The organism is Paenibacillus sp. Y951 (assembly GCF_056786395.1).
In genome coordinates this window covers 1-20,902 of record NZ_JBXCIY010000012.1, presented here as the reverse complement: position 1 = coordinate 20,902, position 20,902 = coordinate 1, and the positions used below count along the sequence as shown (strand labels likewise).

17 protein-coding genes and 1 pseudogene are annotated in these 20,902 nt (G+C 39.8%); 16 read left to right on the top strand and 2 right to left on the bottom strand.

Features of this window, described 5'->3' with window-relative positions; translation table 11 throughout:
• Positions 1 to 193: 193 nt before the first annotated feature.
• The 11 genes from recA (at position 194) to map (ending at position 11,381) form a co-directional block, all read left to right on the top strand.
• Positions 194 to 1,243 carry a recombinase RecA gene (gene recA, locus AC1TPB_RS16615; protein WP_482077533.1) on the top strand — a complete coding sequence of 350 codons (1,050 nt, stop codon included), beginning with the start codon at positions 194 to 196 and terminating at the stop codon, positions 1,241 to 1,243.
• 262 nt (positions 1,244 to 1,505) lie between these two features.
• Positions 1,506 to 2,177 (top strand): regulatory protein RecX, encoded by a 672-nt coding sequence (locus AC1TPB_RS16610; protein ID WP_482077532.1) that lies wholly within the window; start codon positions 1,506 to 1,508, stop codon positions 2,175 to 2,177.
• Between the two features lie 208 nt (positions 2,178 to 2,385).
• Positions 2,386 to 3,927: a ribonuclease Y gene (gene rny, locus AC1TPB_RS16605; RefSeq protein ID WP_482077531.1), complete on the top strand. Its 1,542-nt coding sequence runs from the start codon at positions 2,386 to 2,388 to the stop codon at positions 3,925 to 3,927.
• A 76-nt stretch (positions 3,928 to 4,003) separates the two neighbouring features.
• The gene (locus tag AC1TPB_RS16600) at positions 4,004 to 4,801 is read left to right on the top strand and encodes a TIGR00282 family metallophosphoesterase (protein ID WP_482077530.1); all 798 of its coding nucleotides are present in this window, start codon (positions 4,004 to 4,006) and stop codon (positions 4,799 to 4,801) included.
• Positions 4,802 to 4,934: 133 nt separating this feature from the next.
• Positions 4,935 to 5,195, top strand: a complete 261-nt coding sequence (locus AC1TPB_RS16595; RefSeq protein WP_068534754.1) for a stage V sporulation protein S — start codon at positions 4,935 to 4,937, stop codon at positions 5,193 to 5,195.
• Between the two features lie 95 nt (positions 5,196 to 5,290).
• Complete coding sequence (locus AC1TPB_RS16590) at positions 5,291 to 6,226, top strand: dipeptidase (protein WP_482077529.1); 936 nt, start codon at positions 5,291 to 5,293, stop codon at positions 6,224 to 6,226.
• 163 nt (positions 6,227 to 6,389) lie between these two features.
• Positions 6,390 to 6,962, top strand: a complete 573-nt coding sequence (gene pduL / locus AC1TPB_RS16585; RefSeq protein ID WP_482077528.1) for a phosphate propanoyltransferase — start codon at positions 6,390 to 6,392, stop codon at positions 6,960 to 6,962.
• Between the two features lie 222 nt (positions 6,963 to 7,184).
• Positions 7,185 to 8,735 (top strand): tRNA (N6-isopentenyl adenosine(37)-C2)-methylthiotransferase MiaB, encoded by a 1,551-nt coding sequence (miaB, locus tag AC1TPB_RS16580; protein WP_482077527.1) that lies wholly within the window; start codon positions 7,185 to 7,187, stop codon positions 8,733 to 8,735.
• 22 nt (positions 8,736 to 8,757) lie between these two features.
• Positions 8,758 to 9,267 carry a YlbF/YmcA family competence regulator gene (locus tag AC1TPB_RS16575; RefSeq protein ID WP_482077526.1) on the top strand — a complete coding sequence of 170 codons (510 nt, stop codon included), beginning with the start codon at positions 8,758 to 8,760 and terminating at the stop codon, positions 9,265 to 9,267.
• A gap of 387 nt (positions 9,268 to 9,654) precedes the next feature.
• Positions 9,655 to 10,554, top strand: a complete 900-nt coding sequence (locus AC1TPB_RS16570) for a phosphatase PAP2 family protein (RefSeq protein ID WP_482077525.1) — start codon at positions 9,655 to 9,657, stop codon at positions 10,552 to 10,554.
• An 89-nt stretch (positions 10,555 to 10,643) separates the two neighbouring features.
• Entirely contained in the window at positions 10,644 to 11,381 is a 738-nt protein-coding gene (gene map, locus AC1TPB_RS16565; protein WP_482077524.1) for a type I methionyl aminopeptidase, read from the top strand.
• 325 nt (positions 11,382 to 11,706) lie between these two features.
• Here the strand turns inward: map and AC1TPB_RS16560 are convergent.
• Positions 11,707 to 13,124: pseudogene (locus AC1TPB_RS16560) on the bottom strand (RNA-guided endonuclease InsQ/TnpB family protein).
• A gap of 520 nt (positions 13,125 to 13,644) precedes the next feature.
• On the opposite strand from AC1TPB_RS16560, the gene AC1TPB_RS16555 reads away from it, so the two are divergent.
• From AC1TPB_RS16555 to AC1TPB_RS16535, 5 genes are all read left to right on the top strand, one after another.
• Positions 13,645 to 13,887, top strand: a complete 243-nt coding sequence (locus AC1TPB_RS16555) for a hypothetical protein (protein WP_482077523.1) — start codon at positions 13,645 to 13,647, stop codon at positions 13,885 to 13,887.
• Between the two features lie 457 nt (positions 13,888 to 14,344).
• On the top strand, positions 14,345 to 15,928 hold the full coding sequence (locus AC1TPB_RS16550; RefSeq protein WP_482077522.1) for a class I adenylate-forming enzyme family protein: 1,584 nt from the start codon (positions 14,345 to 14,347) through the stop codon (positions 15,926 to 15,928).
• Entirely contained in the window at positions 15,928 to 16,878 is a 951-nt protein-coding gene (locus AC1TPB_RS16545; protein WP_482077521.1) for a hypothetical protein, read from the top strand. The genes AC1TPB_RS16550 and AC1TPB_RS16545 overlap by 1 nt, the downstream gene beginning before the upstream one ends.
• A gap of 520 nt (positions 16,879 to 17,398) precedes the next feature.
• A complete protein-coding gene (locus AC1TPB_RS16540) occupies positions 17,399 to 18,421 on the top strand; it encodes a DUF2332 domain-containing protein (protein WP_482077520.1) in 1,023 nt (340 codons plus the stop codon).
• A gap of 174 nt (positions 18,422 to 18,595) precedes the next feature.
• Complete coding sequence (locus AC1TPB_RS16535; protein ID WP_482077519.1) at positions 18,596 to 19,510, top strand: ornithine carbamoyltransferase; 915 nt, start codon at positions 18,596 to 18,598, stop codon at positions 19,508 to 19,510.
• 376 nt (positions 19,511 to 19,886) lie between these two features.
• Here the strand turns inward: AC1TPB_RS16535 and AC1TPB_RS16530 are convergent.
• Positions 19,887 to 20,902 (bottom strand): IS110 family RNA-guided transposase (locus AC1TPB_RS16530; RefSeq protein WP_482077518.1); only part of this gene is annotated, 1,016 nt, incomplete at its 5' end.

The following is a 20,902-nucleotide window of genomic DNA, read 5'->3' as shown; positions in this document are numbered from 1 at the left end:
TAATGAAGTTAGTTATGGAAGAACCGTAGCAAAGATCACTCTTTGCCACGGTTCTTTTTCGTTATTCGGATCAGAAGAAGTGGCTTTAGAAAGCGAGGTGGGAAAAACACGAATGTATGTTCGAAAAAAAGTGTTGGCAAGCGAGCAGAAAAAGGGTATCATAATATTATAAATATTGAAGGATGTGGATCTAGTGAGTGATCGTCGTGCAGCGTTAGATAACGCTTTACGTCAAATTGAAAAGCAATTTGGCAAAGGCTCTATTATGAAGTTAGGTGAATCTACACATATGCAAGTAGAGACTATATCAAGTGGTGCACTTGCTCTTGATATTGCTTTAGGAATCGGTGGTTATCCTCGTGGTCGTGTTATTGAAGTTTACGGTCCTGAGTCTTCTGGTAAAACAACGGTTGCACTACACGCGATTGCAGAAGTGCAAAAAGTTGGTGGACAAGCGGCATTTATCGATGCTGAGCATGCTCTTGACCCTTTATATGCTAGCAAACTTGGTGTTAACATTGATGAGCTATTACTTTCCCAACCAGACACTGGTGAGCAAGCGTTAGAAATTGCTGAAGCGCTTGTTCGCAGTGGTGCAGTTGATATTATCGTTATCGACTCGGTAGCTGCGCTAGTACCGAAAGCAGAGATCGAAGGCGATATGGGTGATTCACATATGGGTTTACAAGCGCGTTTAATGTCACAGGCTCTTCGTAAGCTTTCAGGTGCAATTTCTAAATCCAAAACGATTGCTATTTTCATCAACCAAGTTCGTGAGAAAATTGGCGTAATGTTCGGTAACCCAGAGACAACTCCTGGTGGACGTGCCTTGAAGTTCTATTCCAGTGTTCGTCTTGAAGTTCGTCGTGTCGAATCATTGAAACAAGGTAACGATATCGTTGGTAACCGTACTCGTATAAAAGTTGTTAAAAACAAAGTAGCTCCACCGTTCAAACAAGCAGAAGTTGACATTATGTATGGTGAAGGTATCTCTAAAGTAGGAAGTATTATCGATATCGGTGTAGATATGGATATTGTACAGAAGAGTGGAGCATGGTTCTCCTATAGTGGGGAACGCTTGGGACAAGGTCGTGAAAATGCGAAGCAATATTTGAAGGATCATCCTGAAGTATCGCAAACGATTGAAACTCAAATCCGTGCAACGTACGATCTTAATAAAAATCCTAATATGGATTTAGCTCACGGTAAAGATGAAGACGACGATTTTGATGAGGAAATTTAACCATAATTAATGGAATCGCCGGTCTAATATAGAGCGGCGATTTTTATATTGAATGAGCTTACGAAGTAACTTTTCATTAGCAAGAGGATGAATCAAGTAGCAAATGAAAAGTATGGTATATGCTTACGAAGTAACTTTTCATTAGCAAGAGGATGAATCAAGTAGCAAATGAAAAGTATGGTATATGCTTACGAAGTAACTTTTCATTAGCAAGAGGATGAATCAAGTAGCAAATGAAAAGTTTTAGGAGGTTTTGTTATAGATGAGCGAAATACATTCTGCTCTGGAGCATATTATTACTGCTGTGAAAGTAGATCGTAAAAAGAATAAAGAGTATATACTCTGCATAGAACATATCGAGGAACCAATTGTCGTACACGAGGATATGTTCATAAAGTATCGATTAATGAAGGGACAATGTTTAACTTCTTCATTAATTGCCGAGATTATAGAGGTGAATGGCAAATATATGGCATATATTAAAGCTATTCGTTATCTTGGAGTAAAAGCACGATCAAGTAGACAAATTGCAGACTATTTGAAACGACAAGAATTTAACGACGAACATATTTCGCATGCACTAGAACGTTTGCAAAAGGACGGCTATGTGAATGATGAGCAATATGCTATTGCTTACGTACAATCGAAAACTAGAATTCAGGGCAATGGAAGAGTTAAAATTGCTCATGATTTGAAAAATAGAGGAATTTCACAAAGTGCTATCCAAATGGCATTGTCTGAGCTTGATGAAGAGGAAGAATTTGAAGCTGCATGTCGCGTAGCATTTAAGAAACTTCGAAGTTTGTCGGGTGAGGAACGCGAAGTAAGAAGAAAGCTGCAACTTTTTCTACTACGCAAAGGATATACGAGTACATTAATCAGAAAAGTGATGAACTTCGTAGAAATTGAGCAGAAAAGTAATAGTGAAGAATAGATTAATAGGGAATTGCTTGACAATTGAATTTGCGAACAGATAAAATGAAGTAGTATTCCTTCAAATTTTGTTTCAATCTAACTTCCAAGAGTTGATGCAAAATGTTTATTTATTCGTCAAATGACGTAATTGAGACGGTATGGAACCGATTAAAACACAATAACATCCCAAGCAATGCCTTGGTGTATGCAACAAGGAGGTGAACAAGATGAATGAGATCATCTGGATCTTGATTGTTATCCTTGTTGGCGCAATTTTCTTTGGGATTGGTTACAAGTTACGAAAGTCGATTGCTGAAGCTAAAATTTCTAGTGCAGAGCAAGCCGCAGTTCAAATTGTCGAACAAGCTAAAAAAGATGCGGAAGCTGTCAAAAAAGAAACGGTGCTAGAAGCAAAAGATGAAGTCCATAAGGTGCGTTCAGAGGCTGATAAGGACATTCGTGAGCGTCGTAACGAAACACAACGTTTAGAAAGAAGATTACTTCAAAAAGAAGAATCTCTTGATAAAAAGTTAGAAGCACTTGAACGCAAAGAAGAAACTGTAGTCAGCAAGGAGAAACGAATTGAGGAAACACAGGAACAAATCGATTCGCTCTACAAGCAACAGCTCAGTGAATTAGAACGTATTTCCAACTTAACGATGGAAGATGCGAAAGCAATTATTCTATCTAATGTTGAACAAGAGGTACGACATGAAACAGCACAAATGATTAAGGATATTGAACAACAGGCTAAAGAAGATGCAGATAAGAAAGCTCGTAACATCATTTCTCTTGCTATTCAACGTTGTGCTGCCGATCACGTCGCTGAAACGACGGTATCTGTAGTAACACTTCCGAATGAAGAAATGAAGGGGCGGATTATCGGTCGAGAAGGTCGTAATATCCGTGCACTAGAAACATTGACTGGTATCGATCTAATTATCGACGATACACCGGAAGCGGTCATTTTGTCTGGCTTTGACCCTATCAGACGTGAAATTGCTCGCACTGCTCTTGAGAAACTTGTCGCAGATGGTCGTATCCATCCTGCTCGTATCGAAGAAATGGTCGAAAAATCTCGTAAAGAAATCGACGATCGTGTTCGCGAATACGGTGAACAAGCTACATTTGAAGTTGGTGTTCATGGCTTACACCCTGATTTGATCAAAATTCTTGGTCGCTTGAAATATCGTACAAGCTATGGTCAAAATGTACTGAAGCATTCAATGGAGGTTGCTTACTTAGCTGGTCTAATGGCTGCTGAGTTAGGTGAAGACATTACGCTTGCGAAACGTGCTGGACTATTACATGATATCGGTAAAGCGCTTGACCATGAGGTAGAAGGCTCACACGTTGAAATCGGTGTTGAGTTAGCTAAGAAGTACAAAGAGCATCCAGTTGTTATTAACAGTATTGCTTCGCATCATGGAGATACTGAAGCAACATCCGTTATTGCAATGCTAGTTGGTGCTGCAGATGCATTATCAGCTGCAAGACCAGGTGCACGTCGTGAAACATTAGAAACGTATATTAAACGTTTGGAAAAACTAGAAGATATTACTGAATCCTTCGAAGGTGTTGAGAAATCTTATGCAATTCAAGCTGGTCGTGAAGTTCGTGTCATGGTACAGCCTGAGAAGATTGATGATACAGAAGCATTCCGTCTTGCTCGCGATATAACGAAAAAGATCGAGAGTGAGCTAGATTATCCAGGACATATTAAAGTAACGGTTATTCGTGAAACACGTGCCGTTGAATATGCAAAATAACGATGAACTGTAATAGAGAAGTGGCTGATTTCAGCCACTTCTCTATTTTTCAGCTTATAGTGAAAGTAGGTATACAATGAAAGTTTTATTTATAGGTGACATAGTAGGAAGTGTAGGAAGAGAAGCGGTAAGACAAGTGTTACCTGCGCTAAGAGATAAGTACAATCCCCATATTATCATCGCTAATGGTGAAAATGCTGCTGCAGGCAGAGGGATTACTCGCCCTATTGCGAATGACTTCTTTAATTGGGGAATTCATGGCATTACGATGGGTAATCACACTTGGGATAATAAAAATATTTTTGAGTGGATTGATGATGAGCCTCGTATTGTACGACCAGCTAACTTTTCAGAAGTAGCTCCAGGTAGAGGGATGACTATTATCAATGTACATGGCAAAAAGCTTGCAATTATAAATATCCAAGGACGTACTTTCTTACCGCCAATCGATTGTCCATTCCGTACGGCAGATGCATTAATTGAAGAGGCGAAAGAAATTACACCACATATATTCGTCGATTTCCATGCTGAAGTGACATCTGAAAAAATTGCAATGGGCTGGTATTTAGATGGTCAAGCTTCCGTTGTCGTTGGTACGCATACTCACGTTCAAACAAACGATGATACGATCTTACCGCAAGGTACAGCTTATATAACGGATGTTGGTATGGTAGGATCCAAAGAAGGGGTACTAGGTATGGAGAAGGAAGCTGTCTTGCACCGTTTCTTAACGCAAATGCCTACTCGTTTTGTTGTAGATGAAGGTAAGTGGCATCTACATGGGATCATCGCTGAGCTTGATGATCAAACGGGGAAAGCAATTAAAATCGAGAAGATTCGCTTAACAGAAGAGTCATGGCTGCTTATGCAATAAGCAGCTTTTTCTGTCGGATGAAAAGTCTGAATATTTAGAATGATAAAATTATTTTAGGGAGGTATTATTCGCTCATACTCGAATAGTATTAATAAAGTAGAGTTTTTCAAACATGCTAGGGGAGGTACTTATCATGGATGTATTAAAAGTATCAGCGAAATCTAATCCTAATTCAGTAGCAGGTGCGCTTGCTGGTGTATTAAGAGAACGTGGTGTAGCCGAGCTACAAGCGATTGGTGCTGGTGCGTTGAACCAGGCAGTAAAAGCTGTAGCCATTGCAAGAGGGTTCGTAGCTCCAAGTGGAGTAGACTTAATTTGCATACCTGCTTTTACAGATATTGTAATTGATGGAGAAGACCGTACCGCTATTAAACTTATTGTAGAACCGAGATAGTACAGTTGTAACGGTCCATACGAAAAATACTTATGAGCTATTATTGGGCCTGTTTACTACGTAAACAGGTTATTTGCTATTGTGGAGGGTGAGATGTGAGGAAAATTGATTTTCATTGTGATGTACTTAGTAAAATGCTGTTGGATCAGACGATTGAATTTGATGAGAATGATTTTTCAGCAAAAATAGATGTGACATTGGATCGACTACTGCAATCGGATTATATGCTTCAAGTGTTTGCAATCTATATTCCATCTGAACGAAATAAAGATATATTAACGATACTTAAATGTGTGGAAATATTTTATGAGAAAATTATTAGTCATCCTAATGTTGTTTTTGTGGATTCGGCTATTGATGTAGAGCGATGTAAAGCTACTAACAAAGTAGGCGCGATACTGTCGCTAGAGGGCGTAGACGGCTTACAGGGGCATATCTATCTAGCTCCTATTCTCCATCGTCTAGGCGTGCGCTTTGCTGGTCTTACATGGAATGCTATGAACTGGGCTGCAGATGGAGTATTAGAGCCGCAAGGGTCAGGACTTTCCAGCTTAGGTCGTGATTTTGTAAGCAAATGTAACCAAATAGGAATAACGATTGATGTGTCGCATCTGTCTGAGAAAAGTTTTTGGGATGTTTATCGCACGAGTACAGAGCCAATCATTGCATCGCATTCTAATGTAAGGGCGATCTGCAATCATCCGCGTAATTTAACCGATGAACAAATTAAAGCGATTATTGAGCGGGACGGACTAATTGGCTTAACATTTGTGCCGTGGTTTGTTAATGAAGGCGAGATGGCTACGATCGAAGATCTCATTCCTCATATTGATCATATTTTACAGCTTGGCGGTGCAAATCATCTGATGTTTGGCTCTGATTTCGATGGTATTGATAAATATATTGATGGTCTAATGAATCCGTCACATATGGTTCATCTTGAGGAGTTGCTTCATCAGCATTACGATCATGAATTAGTTGAGAAGATCATGTGGAGAAATGCATATCAATTTTTGATGAAAATATGGTAATCGCATGATGATCCAATATTACAAATTTTCAACAGATTGCTGCTATGGCTTGTTCCGTTAAACGGATAAGTGTTATGATAAAGGCATGCGGTAATAGTCGTATGTCTTTCTTATTGCGTAGAGCATAAGAGAGAAAAACATAATATTGGAGTGTGCAAGAGAAATGGAAAAAAAAATATCTGTAGGCGTATCAGCAAGACATATTCATCTATCCCAAGAACACGTAGAGGTGTTATTCGGTAAAGGTTATCAGCTAACTGAGTTTAAACCATTATCTCAACCTGGACAATTTGCTGCTAATGAGACAGTTGCAGTAGTTGGAGCAAAAGGATCATTTCCAAAGGTAAGAATATTAGGACCTGCTCGTAAAGCAACACAATTGGAAGTTTCTCGTACAGATTCTTTCGCACTTGGAGTGAAAGCTCCATTACGTGAATCCGGAGATACTGCTGGTTCTGCAGGAATTACCATTCAAGGACCTGCTGGTGAAGTAACCATTGAAGAAGGCGTAATTATTGCTGCACGTCATATTCACTTCCATACATCGGATGCTGAAAAATGGGGCATCGCTGACAAACAAAAGCTACGTGTTCGCGTTGGTGGAGACCGTGGCGTTATATTTGAAAATGTCATTGCACGAGTATCACCTGACTTTGCACTAGATATGCACATTGATACAGATGAAGCTAATGCAGCAGCTGTTAATAACGGAGATATGGCTGATATTATTGACTAAAATTATAAAGTATTAGGAATAGACAGAAGATCGGCATTGTCAATGAATGCCGATCATCCAAGGAGCACCTTCAAGTGGCGTATCTACTCGCCTTGCTTGAAGGTGTTTTTATTACCTCATCATGCCACACAAAATAGCTTCCTATCTACTAAAGTGATATAATTCATAATTAAGGGTTTATATCTATTTGAAATTCTGATGGCGAAGAGGGAGTGATTGTTAATGTCCAAAGAACCGAAGGATTACTCACAATATTTTAACTTTTCTAATGCAAAACTCATCAGCGAAAAAGACGGAACACAAACGATCCGTATAAATGGACGTAATATTCAATTACATGCAGCTCCAATTTATACAGATGGTAAAAAACGCGGTAAAGAAGATATCAAAGTGCATTATGATTTTTCAATTCCCGAGGAACTACAGTCAATCGGTGTAGGTAGGCATTATCTTATTTATACATATGGATGTCAGATGAATGAACATGATACCGAAGTAATGAAGGGTATGTTCGAGCAAATGGGGTATACTGCTACAGAAAGTCGTGCTGAAGCCGATGTGATTCTCCTTAATACTTGTGCCATTCGTGAAAATGCAGAGGATAAAGTGTTTGGTGAGCTTGGTCATTTGAAGACGTTAAAGTCTAAAAATCCGAATCTAATTCTAGGTGTTTGTGGTTGTATGTCGCAAGAGGAATCCGTTGTTAATCGTATACTGCAAAAGCACTCATTTGTTGATCTCGTATTTGGCACTCATAATATTCATCGCTTGCCTCAATTGTTACAAGAAGCTTATTTCAGCAAAGAGTTAGTCGTAGAGGTATGGTCTAAAGAAGGCGATATTATTGAAAATATGCCTAAAAAACGTGACGGTATGCGAGCTTGGGTTAACATTATGTATGGCTGTGATAAATTTTGTACGTACTGCATCGTACCATTTACAAGAGGTAAGGAACGCAGTAGACGCCCAGAGGATGTTATCGCTGAAGTTCGACAGCTTGCTGCTGAAGGCTATAAAGAAGTGACGTTATTAGGACAAAATGTCAACGCCTATGGTAAAGATTTTGACGATCTGAATTATCGCTTCGGCGATTTGATGGATGATATTTCAAAAATAGATATTCCGCGCATTCGTTTTACGACGAGTCATCCACGAGACTTTGACGATCATCTTATTGCTGTACTTGCTAAAGGTGGAAATCTAGTTGAGCATATTCATTTGCCAGTTCAATCGGGAAGTACTGCTATGTTGAAATTAATGAGTCGTAAATATACTCGCGAACAATATTTGGAACTCGTTCGTAAAATTAAGCAAGCGATCCCTAATGTTGTATTGACGACGGACATTATTGTTGGTTTTCCAGGAGAAACGGAAGAACAGTTTGAAGATACTTATTCGTTAGTGAAAGAAGTCGGATTTGATTTTGCTTATAGTTTTATTTATTCAGCAAGAGAGGGTACGCCTGCCGCGTCGATGGAAGATAATGTTCCGATGGAAGAGAAAAAACGTCGGTTATATAAGCTGAATGAGTTGCTGGGATTGATCTCACTTGAACGTCATGAGCAATTATTAGGGCAGCAAATCGAAGTTTTAATCGAAGGTGTAAGTAAAAATAATGAAAATGTCTTGTCTGGTCGCACAAGATCGAATAAGCTAGTACATATAGAAGGTCCGAGGGCATGGATTGGATCACTTATTGAGGCAAAGGTTACCGTAGCTCAAACGTATTATATTAAGGCAGAGCCAATAGCTGAACCGCAACTTATACAATAACCGATAGGAGAGAATTTACACAATGAATTTTGATAAACAATTCGATGCAAAAATGTTCCAGCACGGCGGTGACGCAGGTGGATCATGTAGTCATAATGGACCTAAAGGGGATATTCCAACTCACACGATTACAGATTTACGAGTGAAGGAAGATATTCAAGCAAAGGCTAGAGAGCTTGCTGACTTACTGGCACAATCCGAAGAGGTTACACAATATCGTCAAGCAGAAGCGAAAATTCAAAATCACGAACGTGTACAACAAATTATAACTACAGTTAAGAAGAAGCAAAAAGAAGCAGTTGCCTTTGAATCGTTCAAAAACGCAGATATGGTGGCGAAAATTGAAGCGGAAATAGCTAGTTTACAAGATGAATTAGATGGCATACCTGTTGTGAATATATTCCAACAAAGCCAATCAGACATCAACTATTTACTGCAACTTGTGATTTCAATTGTTAGGGATTCATTAACAGACAAAATCAACATGGAAGATGCCAAACCTGCAGAAGAAGCTGAAGACTGTATGGATTAATATAGGACATAGATTAGCACATAAGGTGATGACAGGAGACCGTCAACTTTATGTGCTTTTTTTTGTTTTAGGGGGATTAACTATAACGCTACGATTAATGTGAAATCATCTGACTATTCACACTGTAATTTGAATAAAATAGGGAGAAATGAGGTGTTGAAATTATGAAACTTCTTAAAAGCTTCACTCTTATTGTTCTGAATTTAGTCGGAGAGCTATGGACTGGATTTTTCAGTCGAAACTCTGATTTTTACGATAAACACACTGTGACCAAGACAAAGTTTGGATATATTGTATTTGTAATATGTGCTATCGTTGCAACAATTGGGGTTGTTACTTTGTTGTATTCGAAGATTAATCAATAGTTTGAAGGGAGGAATTAACTTCGTGTCGACCTATTTGGAATGGGAAGTTGAGTTGTTAGAAAGGCTTATGGAACTACGCGGATCAATGGTAGATAGTGTTGTTAAAATCATTAACTTTACTGGAGATGTGACATTCTTTTCTATATTGCTACCAATTGTTTATTGGCTAGTGTCCAAACGAGTCGGATTTCAGCTAGCTATCGTGCTTTTCGTTAGTTATTATGTGAATGTATTTATGAAGGATCTATTGGAATGGTTGCGACCTTTTCAGCTACATGCTGAACGTATTAAGTCGTTAATTGAGCAAGGTGGATATTCTTTCCCAAGTGGTCATTCCCAGCATAGCTTCGCGGTGTGGGCTTTTCTAGCTGCTGTCATACGGAGGCCAGCATTTTATCTATTTGCAATCGTTGCTATTATCGCTGTAGGTTTTGCAAGACTGTATTCTGGCGTTCATTTTCCGAAGGATGTTATGTTCGGCTGGCTGCTAGGAGCTATTATCGTGCTCGTTACGTTAATTGTGATACGGAAGCAATGGATAACTAGATTTTCTAGTCTAATATGCGTTGCGATAGCGATTATCATTCCAATTGTGCTACTTCCGCTATATCATTGGATGACTAACGGTAGATTAGATGAAGAAGGAGCTTATCGGGCTTGCGGACTATTGGCCTTCTCAATACTCGGATATGTATGGGAACGTGAGCAGATTAAATTTATTATAGCTAAGTCATGGGGACCAAAGATCATTGCCTGCGTTATTGGTTTGATTGGGGTCATTGCTATTAAAGAAGGCTTCAAGCTGTTTTTACCAGAGGCGGTGATCGCTGACTTTTTCAGATACGGGATGATCGGATTATGGACAATAGCAATTGCCCCGCTTGTTTTCGTGAAATTACGACTCGCTACTGTGAAAGGGTAGGTAGGAAAGTTGAAGAAAAAGTCGTTCCGTTTATGCTATAATCTAAATGGATTACTAATCTGAGATACTTTAAAAAGTGAGGATATACGATGATTGCAAAAACAGAAGAAGATTTTAATAATTTGAAAGAAATCGGGAAAATTGTTGCTTCTATTAGAAATGAATTGGTACAAAGAACAATTCCTGGCATAACGACTAAAGAACTCGATGATATAGCGGGAGAGCTTTTAGAAAAAGCAGGTGCAATTTCAGCCCCAAAAAGTGAATATGATTTTCCTGGCTATACTTGCATTAGTGTTAATGAAGAAGTAGCACATGGTATTCCGGGTCATCGGGTTATTCATGAAGGGGATTTAGTAAATATAGATGTTTCTGGTTCCAAAAACGGGTATTTCGCAGATACAGGAGTCTCGTTTGTAGTAGGTGAAGGAGAAGAAGTATTAACGAAAATATGCGATGTTGCTAAAAAAGCCTTTGAAGCAGGGCTTAAGAAAGCAAAACCTGGTTCAAAAAAAAGTAGAATCGGAAAAGCAGTATTCCAAACAGCGAGAGAGAATGGATTAACTGTTATTAAAAATCTTACAGGGCATGGTATTGGACGTACAATACACGAAGCACCTGATCACATTTATAATTATAATGAAACAGGGGACGATGAATTATTAAAGGAAGGGATGGTTATCGCATTTGAACCATTTATCTCGACCTTAGAAGAAGAAGTAACCCAAAAAGAAGACGGTACCTTTATAACAGAAAAAAGCTTTGTAGCTCAATACGAACATACAATTATTGTTACGAAGGATGGACCTATTATTACTACATTGTAGAGCGCTAATAATTATGAAAGCAGCTTAATTAAAAGGTGTTTTCATAACGTTGATAGCAACTTACACAAATAGAATTCATTAATAGTCTTTCCGACTACAAGCTAGGAATATACTTTTTACCTTTCAAAATCAATCCCGACTTATCTCTTTATTTCATAGATAAGTCGGGATTTTTATGTGTAAAAATACCTTTATCGTTGTAAATACGTATTGTTCTGAAGTTGCCTCGTTAAATAATAAATAAGATATAACTAAATGAATACTCCCGCCACTTACCAAAGCTGTCGCTTTGATTGAAGTGGGGGTTTCTGATGGTTCATTCCATTTATTTCAGGATGCTTAACACCAGTGGAGTTGACACGTTGATGGTCTGGTTACCATCCAACCCCTCTATCCCATTCGCATCTTTGACCGATACGTTTGGGAATACTTTTCGCATAATATTGGCTGCGCCGTTGACATCAGCATGAATCATACCCTTCGTGTTTTGATACAGACCACGAGACATCCGTTTGCCTGAGAAGATCCATGTCCCTTCTTCACCATAACTCGGTAACGATCCTTATCTACAAAGCTGGCTTTCGAAGTATACGCCTCTTCGGTTAGGATCACGATGATTCCCTGCTCAGCTGCCTTATACTCGATCATCTTGATGAGCATGTGATGGGGAATATGATGGAAGGACTGATTATTTCGCCGTCCGATTCCGGATGCTTGTTTCCATCCATCGTTATGTCCAATGATGATTGTACCGATGTTGTATTCCACCGCCAACCGAACAATATGATGGCTTACCTTGTGGAACAAGTCTTTGATCCTCCGATGGCGCTTCAGATGGAGCCGTTCTAATCGCCTGGATGTATACGCCCCCTCGCGAGGTTCTTTGCCCTGACGAAGAATGCTGGTATAATGCGCTTTCATCTTGTTGTAATACTGATTGATCGCTTTCACGATCTTGCCCTTCACGAGGATCGGTTTCGCTCCGGTCGTCGTGACGATGGTTGCAAGATTGGCGACGCCAAGATCCATCGCCAGCATGTGGTCTTGTACTCGTTCCTTCGTTTCAAGCGGATAAGCGAAGATTAATTCGACGACGTACTGGCCATGGCGTGGGACGACACGTACTTGTTTCAGTTGTCCGTCGGTACAGCCCAGCTTCCCTATGTTCAGTTGTAGCTTGCTCTTTGGAAACTTGAGAAATTTCCGTTCTTTGATCACACAGTCTTGATTGGTGAACATCACTTCCTTGACCCTGTTCCGAGCGTATCCCGGAATATGGGGCTTGCCGTTGTACTTCTCAGGATGCTGGCGGTAATCTTTGATACTGGCAAAGAAGGATTTCCAATTGTGGAACACCACCTTCATGATTCCCTGACTGCTCTGCGTTGGGAGCGCTCGATAATCGAGTTGATTCATCACTTTGAACAAGGCGTCGAGGAAGTTGTAATGAACAAAGGGAGTTTCTTGCGAGGGCAGCTTGAACGGATGGGAACTGCTCCCTTCCCTTCGTCGTTCATTCATTACATCAAGATGTGACGCCAACGTATCTAGAACATCTCGTTGCAACGGCTGGAGAGGTTCATTCCTCCCGAATGCAGTAACGATCTGTCGGATGTAAAAGTTAGTCGTGTTATACAGGTTCTTAGCGTCCTGACATGCTTGATCAAGGTACGGAAACAAGCGATGACCTGGCTTAATCCATACTTGACGGGTTCTGTACATGGACTTTAAATCTGACAACATTTCACCCCCTTCCAGTCGGAAATACGAATGTATGTTCTCTATTTATTATACCTCTTAGGATGTAGGAAAGAAAGAACATCTTGTGGGATTATTCAAGAAATCGCCGATTCACCTCGCCACTTATAGAAGTGGCGAGGTGAATCGGCGAAAACTGATAGAAGGTGTACAGTACAAATGGGTTCAAAAAAGCTTAGAGATAGATGTTAACTGCTTGTGACTAGAATGCAACAAATCTCTTAGGGTTTCCGTATAGGATGTAAATGGAAATTGTGTATATTGGGACTGCGAAGTTTTACTCTATAAAATAGGAGGGAAATTCAGAATGGAATTCAAATTTTGGAACGGTGCTATTATGCTACCCCTTTACATATTACGATTATCGCAATAATTATTCTTTTCTTTTTAATTAAGTGGAGCAAGCAATTAGAAACACGACGATTTTCGGGATTCCACTAATGGGCAATATAGATTAATAAGATCATTTAGAATTATAAGAATATATATTGGAGGAGAAGTAGAATTGTACACAGAAAAATCTTTTGAATCTTTAGGCGCCTTCATTCTGCTAAGACCTATTTTTATCACTATTTTGGTTATATCTCTACTTTTATTTTTTATAATTATAATCCCTAAATTAAAAAATGAACTGATTAACGGTTTTGCTGTCTTTAGTTTGTCAGCTATCTCAATTTTAGTTTCTGGTCAACTATTATACTATAGTGGAATCATCGTTGATGAGATTGGATTAGGTGGATCGGGATGAGTTGAACTGGAAAAAATAAATTCAAATTTGTCGCTAGATAAGTATCTCGAAGAATATAACTAACAAGTCCATCATTGAGCAACTAAATTATTCAAAGAGACGCATTAGGAGAATGATGGTATTTTAATAGTTCTTTACCAATACCTAAATAAAAATATATCTGTCCTGTCAGAAAAAAAGCATTTGATCATTCATTGAAAAATACTAAGGTTATTCGCAATCTAAGCTGCAAAAAAACTGCATCTTTATGATGAGGAAAATGACGGATTGGAGTTATACGGCTTTGTCAATCACCGAGCTTAATATCGATTGAACATTGAACTAACAGGCAGATTAATTCAGTGAATTATTAGGTAAGCTAATGAAGGTAATTGAAAAGCGTTATTCCTATTATTTCCAAAAACATGGTATACTCTCCCTAATCCTAGTTTTCAAATCAGATTAAGGGGGCAATGAATTGTTTCTATTTGAACGACTACCATTGGCAGCAAGTTTGTTTTCTGATGCGCCAGCACTTTTAAGATATGGGCAGACTATTACATATGGGGAGCTTCATCATCATGCTGAAAAGCTCGGGAGTGCCCTTTATGTGGAAGGCCTCCGGCCAGGAGATCGACTCGCGATTCTTGGGGATCCCGATCCCCAAATGGTTATTGCTCTCTACGCTGCTGTTGGGATTGGTGTCATACCAACTACGATTTCACCGTTGCTAAGCCCTCCAGAAATTGCAGCTATTCTTGATGACGCTGAACCGAACTTCCTAATCCATGACAATCGTCACGCCGAAACCACTTACTCCGCTGTAAAACTTCTCTCGAGCTCTCTGAAAATATTTACCACTGAAGAAGGTTCGAGTTCTAATTCGTTGAGATCCCTTTTACAAAAGGATCTTGCATCACCACCAATTGGCAAGAGTGACCGTAAAATTGATGATACAGCCGTACTTATTTATACAGGAGGAACGACAGGCAGACCGAAGGGGGTAATGCATTCACATCGTGGAATGGCAGCCTGGAATCAATTTACTCCTTCCGCGGGGTTCGGATACGATATTGGACGTCGAGTGCTAGTGCTTAACCTATCGCACCTTGTCGGGCAATTTCAACTATGGGCGACCATGGCGGCCGGAGGGGTCCTGGTCTTTCTCGACGAATATCCGGCTAACGTTCAGCGTATAGTTGCTGCAGTCGAACGCGAACAAATTACGCACCTCAGCACGGTCGGACAAATGCTTCGTGACCTGACAAACGAGGTTTCCGCTACCGGTAAAGATTTGCAAAGCCTTAAGGTAATAGGTTGTGGTGGCTCCGTCATCTCACCGACTACTCTAGAGAACGCGGTTGCACAGTTTCCAGGAGCGTTGATCGTCAACAACTATTCACAAGCAGAATGTGGGATGGCAATCAGTCGACTACTACCAATACATCATTTAGATGATCCGATTCGTCTTCGATCAGTAGGACGTCCCGCCGACCTAGCCGTTCAGGGAGAACAAGCCTTCCAGGTTCGAGTTATCACCTCTGAGGGACGGGAGGCAGCGGAAAATGAGCCTGGTGAAATAGTTGTTCGAGGTGCTCAAATGATGTTAGGGTATTGGCGCCAACCAGAGACTTCTATTGAAACAATAAGCGAAGGGTGGATTCGAACAGGCGACGGGGGTTGTCTGGATGCGGAAGGATATCTATATGTATTAGACCGTCTCAAGGATATGGTCATTGTAGGTGGTTCTAACGTGTTCTGTCCTGAAGTGGAACAAGTAATAGTGACCAATGAACAGGTTGCGGAAGCAGCTGTTATTGGACTTCCTCTACCTAGTGAAGGAGAGGAACTCGTTGCTTGTATAGTTCTTCGAGAAGACGGTAACTTAGAACTGGAACAGTTGTGGGAGTCTTGTGAACCTAACCTTGCACGATATAAATGGCCAACTAAGATTTTTATTCTCGATACTCTCCCTCGAACTGCAGTAGATAAGGTTGATAAAAAAAGTCTGCGCATGCAATTATCTTTAATTTCTAAGAGTTCAGCTAACGGAGAAAGATAGTGGAGGGGCTTGCAACATGGGAGCTCAGCTTTTCCATTGAAGTAACTGGCAGAATAATTGAGGGGAAACGGAAAATAAATCAAATTGGTGATAAAGGTAAGAAGGTTAATTTCATGGATAAGAAATATAAGGAGGTATTCATAGTGTCAAAAAAATCAACAGGGATAGTGTTATCCTTGGCAATCATCATATGTATAGCTGGAATATTTTATTATTATAATATATTTGCCCGAAGTATTTCAGTTGCCACCGTTACAGAAAAAGGAAATAGTTTTATCATGATTGAGAAGGAAAATGGAACAATAGAAAAAATTAAAACAACAGAATTAGGACTACCATTAATTGAAGTGGGTAAGCGTTATTTTATTACTTCTTATAGTAATAAACTTCGATCTCCTTTTTTAAAAAGTATCAAACCTTCAGACTCTCACTTTGACGAGGAACTATCTGATACTAATGGTAACATCGAAAGTATTAATGATGAGAACGGTGAAAGGTTTTCTTATTTGGAACAGTTGTCAGTGGCGAAGCAGGAAGCATTTGTGAAATTTAGAGCGGATGGAGAATTGCATTATCTTTACGATTTTACCCCAGAGGACATGATACTGGTTTATCTACATTCCCTCTCCATTGGTGATCCTAATTTGATCTATGCGATCACTTATAATGCGGGTCTGTTGCCAGATCAGGATACGTTCCGCAATGAATATTTTGAATATGCGTCGAATCATGATTCAGACATAGCAGTTCATTACCGATATTATGAATCCATAGAAATTGATGAAAATACCGCAGAGGAGAATAAAGTCACCTTAGTTGTTACAGCGGGAGTAGGAATCATGACACATTCCCTGCTATTAGGCTTGCAAAAAGAAGATAAGGTATGGAAGATGGATACTTATCACTGGATTAACGATCTTAAAAAGAAAGCGGGTGAGGTTAGTGAGTAAAGCTTTCCGTATCTGTCATGAAAATAAAATCAGCTCAAAACCTGAAAAAGAGCAAAATAAAGAAGACTCAGAATAACACTTTTTAAAAAAGGGCTGAGCCTTATGTGATTTTTTATAAAGTTAGGTATAACGAAAAACAACATTCCACAACTAATAAAGGCAAGGCTGGTGCAAAAACCAGAGTAGGATTAATCTCCCATGAGTGCTTCCCAAAAGGGAGCGAGAATCTGTGATGCACCGTGGTCGTTGGAGTCAGACTAACGGTTGGGCTCTATGGCACCATAGCTTATCGACCTTCTTCGCCAGCCGTACAAACAGAGGTATCCATTTTCATCCTCTGTGGTGCAGCGCCGCTCTTGCGCTGCATGTATGGCTAACGGGCAGGATAGTTCCATAATATCCATGTAACGGATTTGTTATGTGATAAAAAAAATCTATATGCTGTATAAAAATATTGAAGTATTATTTATCGAATACCGATGATATAATACCATTAATTGTAAAAAGGGTGGTGTGTGATTTGGAAACGAATGTACTATCGGAGTGTTTTAGGATTTTTGCTGAAAGAGAATGTAAGGATTCCAGCAGTCTCTATGAACATCTTGCAGGAAACATTGCTAATGACCCAAAGTTGCTTAAACTAGCGGCTTATTCGAGATCAGGACAGCCTGTTCCTAACCTCTTATTGGGTGCCGTTCACTATCTACTATTAGGGGGGATAGAACACGAATTAGCTGAGTATTACGCCAGCATTGTAAGTAAACCACGGGAGTCATCGACAGCAATTAATTGTTTCAGGGATTTTTGTGATGAGTACGAAAATGAGATTATTCAGATTCTAGAAAGCAAGCTTGTACAAACAAACGAAGTGAGACGCTGTGCATACTTGTACCCTAGCTTTTGCTACATTCATAAAATAACGCAAAAACCGTTAGCTCTCATAGAAATAGGAACAAGTGCAGGATTGCAACTCCTTTGGGATAAATATAGCTACTCTTATAAATCCAATAAAAAGTACGGAGATGAACAATCGGCTCTTGAGATAACGGCTGAAATTAGAGGCGATAATACTCCATTCCTTCTTGAAATTAGCCCACCAGTAACATCCAGGATCGGTCTAGATTTGCACGTGAATGATCTAAATAATCCCGAAGATTATCTTTGGCTGAAAGCGTTGATTTGGCCGGAACATAAGGAACGTATTTCGTACTTTGAAAATGCCACTTTATGTTTAGACAAGCAACCCATAGAGTTAATTGAGGGAGATGGCGTTTCTTTACTTCCGGATATTGTATCTAAGATTTCTAAGGATTCAACAATATGTGTTTTTCATACCCATGTGGCAAACCAGATACCTCATGAGTCTAAGATGAAATTGAGTGAGCATATTCAAAAACTCGGTGAAGAAAGAGATGTGTTCCACCTCTATAATAATATGTGGGATCTAGACCTCCATCTCGATTACTATATAGATGGCAAAGAACAAAGGGAAACGCTGGCAAAAACAGATGGTCACGGTCGGTGGTTTCATTGGAAGTTATGATTCACGATTCAACTAACGGAGAACGATAGTTGAAGAGCTTGCTTTGCATCAGCTCCATTTTGGTTATTGAAGTAACGGGCAGATTACTGGAAATCTTGACATTATGTTAACACCACAATAAAATGTATTTATATACGAAATTATGCATAAAAATACGGAAGTGGTGAAAAATTAATGCATCATTTGTTATCTTTAAAAGAACTCGACAAGGATACTTTGTTGTCTATTATTCAAAAAGGGATTGAGATAAAACATAATCCTAAAGATTTTTACCAAGCGTGTGAGAGAAAAGGTCTTTTAATGCTTTTCCAAAAAACTTCGACCAGAACCAATTTGTCTTTTCAATCTGGCATTAATCAATTAGGCGGTTATGCTGTAACCATGGATTGGGATTCGAGTAATTTTAGCCTCTCACCAATAAAGTATGAAGTCCGTTACGCATCAAGGAACTGTGATGTAATTATGGCTAGGTTAAAAAAGCATTCTGATTTACTTGAATTAGCTAATTACTCCAATGTTCCAGTTATAAATGGATGTTGTGATAAGTACCACCCATGTCAGGCACTAGCTGATTTGATGACTATATACGAAGTAAAAGGAACTTACTCAGGTGTGACTGTAACGTATGTAGGGATTCATAATAATGTTGTAAATTCACTAATAGCGGGTTGTGTTACATTGGGCATTAAGCTTTTGTTGGTAACCCCAATAGTTAATGAAGCTTCTTGGGATGAAGAACTTATGCAAAACGCTTATCATAGTGGGTATATTGAAAATTTGAAGAGTTTGTCCGATGCTGTTAGTAGGACTGATTTTATTTACACGGATACTTGGGTTGATATGGAATATTTTCAGAATGCTGATTATCACGAGGAGAAAAATAGAAGGATTCAAGTAATGATGCCTTTTCAGATTAACAAGAGAAATCTAGGTGGATATTCCCCATACATCATGCACGATATGCCAATTCATCCTGACTTTGAGATAGAAGAGGATTTGATTGAATCTGAAAACTCCATTATCTATCAACAAGCCGAGAATAGGATGCATGTTCAAAAAAGCTTGTTATTGCATATTCTTGAAACCTAGGCATTAAGCTCCCTCGAAATGATTCAGTTTTCTCACTCAGACTCATGAATTCGCAGGATTTCACCCTAGGACAAATGTGAAAGAAGAATACATGGAGGAGCCAGTGGCTACGAGAGAGTGAAAAGGGCATGCAGGAACAAAAGTGATGTGTTAATCACCTATATTATTCCATATTCTGCACGTCTCCACGTAGCCTTAGCGATTCTCGCTCCCATGTCTCAACGGGTCTAAGCCCTTTCATTCCTTCGTCACATCTAACTAAGGGGTGGAGGTCGGTCTTTCTAACGGAACGGGTCCGAGCCCTTTTGCGTAACGTCTCCCGATACTCCGTGCTTCTTATTATCCTGCGAATGCATCAGCTGGTGAAACAACGCTCTTAAGCTGCTCGTGGAATAACTTTGGTTGAGTCGTAATCTTCACTGCTCTTGGCTAGACCAACAAGCATTCGGGCTACCTTACCACATAATTTCATAATGGACTTCATCTTCTTGAGCTTTTTCACATCAACATTGAAGTGGTGCAGAGCTCTAATATCTGGATTGGTCATGACCATACACATCGTCATAAGAAAGAGGAAACGCCGGAGCCGAGGGCGTCCGCGCTTGCTGAGAACCATTTTTCCACGCCATTTTCCGGAGCTGGCCTCAGCCAGGTTTAGCCCTGCATGGCGAAGCAAGGCATTTCCATGCGCATAACCGCTGAGATCACCTGTTTCTCCTAAAACTCCAGCCAAGCTGGTTACATTTACACCTTGGATAGCAAGCATCTTCTTAGCATAAGGAATACGCTCCAAGATGTGATGAAGTTCAAATTCAACCTGCTCCAGCTGACGATTTGCCAAGTCATATTCTTCAAGTAAGTGGCCTAAATGCAGTTTGTATGCACACAAAGCCTGAGTAGCGCCTACGCTACGTTTAGCGAGTGAGATAAGTTGTTCAGCTCGCCGCAAACCCGCATGACGCTTAACGTATTGCTTCCAACCGGCGATAACTTGTTCTGTTGTTAACCGACTAATTTCCTTCGGAAGAGGAAACAACCTTAATGTGGTAATGGCACTGGTGCAGGTGAGAATTTTGAAGACATGCCGAAGTTCTGGGAACACAATGTCTACCCAACGATGAATCTGGTTAACGGCGCTGTTAAGTCTTTTGGTGACTGTGTCCCGGTTGGCCATAAGAATCCGCAGCTCCTCGTATGCTTCCGGATTGAAACGTACAGGAGAATAGTAGCCATTTTTGACCATATCTGCGATGACGAGTGCGTCTTTACGGTCGCTTTTAGATGGGGTATTGTCGCGGTTTTCTTTGTTCTTTTTGACGAGGTGGGGATTCACCAAAACGGCTTCAATTCCTTTGTCTAAAAGCCAACGAGCGAGGCTGAACCAGTAGTGTC

What these genes read in the sequence shown, in the direction of transcription:
- AC1TPB_RS16610 (WP_482077532.1), top strand. Translation starts at nt 1,506, where the DNA reads ATGAGCGAAATACATTCTGCTCTGGAGCATATTATTACTGCTGTGAAA.
- miaB (WP_482077527.1), top strand. Translation starts at nt 7,185, where the DNA reads ATGTCCAAAGAACCGAAGGATTACTCACAATATTTTAACTTTTCTAAT.
- AC1TPB_RS16595 (WP_068534754.1), top strand. Translation starts at nt 4,935, where the DNA reads ATGGATGTATTAAAAGTATCAGCGAAATCTAATCCTAATTCAGTAGCA.
- AC1TPB_RS16600 (WP_482077530.1), top strand. Translation starts at nt 4,004, where the DNA reads ATGAAAGTTTTATTTATAGGTGACATAGTAGGAAGTGTAGGAAGAGAA.
- rny (WP_482077531.1), top strand. Translation starts at nt 2,386, where the DNA reads ATGAATGAGATCATCTGGATCTTGATTGTTATCCTTGTTGGCGCAATT.
- pduL (WP_482077528.1), top strand. Translation starts at nt 6,390, where the DNA reads ATGGAAAAAAAAATATCTGTAGGCGTATCAGCAAGACATATTCATCTA.
- AC1TPB_RS16535 (WP_482077519.1), top strand. Translation starts at nt 18,596, where the DNA reads ATGCATCATTTGTTATCTTTAAAAGAACTCGACAAGGATACTTTGTTG.
- AC1TPB_RS16575 (WP_482077526.1), top strand. Translation starts at nt 8,758, where the DNA reads ATGAATTTTGATAAACAATTCGATGCAAAAATGTTCCAGCACGGCGGT.
- map (WP_482077524.1), top strand. Translation starts at nt 10,644, where the DNA reads ATGATTGCAAAAACAGAAGAAGATTTTAATAATTTGAAAGAAATCGGG.